Genomic DNA, 1,428 nt, shown 5'->3' on the forward strand with positions numbered 1-1,428 from the left:
GGTGCAGATGCTTTTGCGAAGATCATGTCCTATATAGGAACTGCACACAAACACGGAATTAATACATTTGTAGCAGTGAAACAAGCGTTAAATGGTCAGTCTGATTTCATTTTTGAATAAGGGGCGACTGAACAGTTACAAAACAGTTTATTAAAGAACGTCTTTCTAACCATAAAGAACCAGCTTCAGAAGATATACGATTTGAAATCTTCATGATGTTGATAAAAGAAAGAAAACTACCCTTTGAAAAATGATAAGCCTATATTTGCCGACTTCTTTTTGAAATTAGGGGGGAAAGCTGAAAATCCTAATAAATATTTGATCTCAGGCATAAGTCAAGGTTTATTGGAACACTATTCACGGATACAGACTTCTAAGGACGGTAAGCCGTTTCAATTAAAATTAAATCTTAAATTCTTTGAACATAAGAAGTATAAAAACAATCCACAAGAATTGGTAAAAGCTTTACAATCAATATCGCCAGATAACCTTTCTAATGCGAAAGCAATTACGGAATATATGGTTAAGGCGTCAAAACTATATAGTTGAACTTTCACCTACCATATGTAGTTATGAATGTATCAACGTAATCTACATATGGTAGGCGAATTTAGTGAAACTTAGTTTTGACCCTTTAACCATATATGATTAAAAATAATTTTATTGAAGCACTCGAAGTTATTGTAGGCTGGGGACTTATTCATAAGAAAAATCGTATCAAATTCATAGCGTATGCAACTGAAAATAAATGTAAAGCAGCTGGTGCATACTTAGAGTCTATTTAAATAGTAACTAAGAAGGTGACCAAGTGTTGAATTTTAAGAATGATGGTGATTGATTGAACGTTTATTAGATAATAAGTTACGGTGTTCCTTTCTTGACACTAATATCATCATCTTTCTGAAAGCTAATCCAAAATTACTAACTATATTAATAGAACCATGGTAATCGATGTTACGCCAGTTAAAAGGAGGCTATTAAAATGGGTAATTATAAAGGTGAAGTTAAAAATGGAAAAAGACATGGGCAAGGAATAACTTATAGAGAAGATGGGACGATAGCATATGAAGGTGAATGGGTAGAGGATAAACCACATGGTATCGTGACAGAAGCATATCAGCAAATAGTGATTTTCTATCCTGCTCTGATTTCTTTGCAAATTCTTTACAGAGATTATTAATCATGCCCTTGGAGATGTTGAGTTTTCCATTGTAATAAACATCCGCATGATATTCTGTTACATCCAATAGCAAACGTATTCTCACCTGCTGCTTTACAATCGTTTTTGATGTCTTTTTAAAATCAGAATCATCAAGAACTTCCTGTGGCGGAAGTAGTAGGATGGGTTCGGAAGTTGGAACCTGCTTTTTTCTACAATGTCCCTTATGCCCTGGCTGAGCGCAGTGAAGAGTTTTCATAATCACGATT

The 1,428-nt window shown here is 34.2% G+C and carries 3 protein-coding genes; all 3 read left to right on the forward strand.

Annotation, left to right across the window (positions count from 1 at the left end; genetic code table 11):
- Positions 1-243 precede the first annotated feature (243 nt).
- Positions 244-549: a hypothetical protein gene (locus tag AC6F8J_RS14665; RefSeq protein WP_500724373.1), complete on the forward strand. Its 306-nt coding sequence runs from the start codon at positions 244-246 to the stop codon at positions 547-549.
- Positions 550-644: 95 nt separating this feature from the next.
- The gene (locus tag AC6F8J_RS14670) at positions 645-785 is read left to right on the forward strand and encodes a hypothetical protein (RefSeq protein ID WP_500724374.1); all 141 of its coding nucleotides are present in this window, start codon (positions 645-647) and stop codon (positions 783-785) included.
- A 197-nt stretch (positions 786-982) separates the two neighbouring features.
- Positions 983-1,180, forward strand: coding sequence for a hypothetical protein (locus tag AC6F8J_RS14675; protein WP_500724375.1), 198 nt, complete (start codon positions 983-985; stop codon positions 1,178-1,180).
- Positions 1,181-1,428: the final 248 nt, after the last annotated feature.

The organism is Petrocella sp., assembly GCF_059865615.1.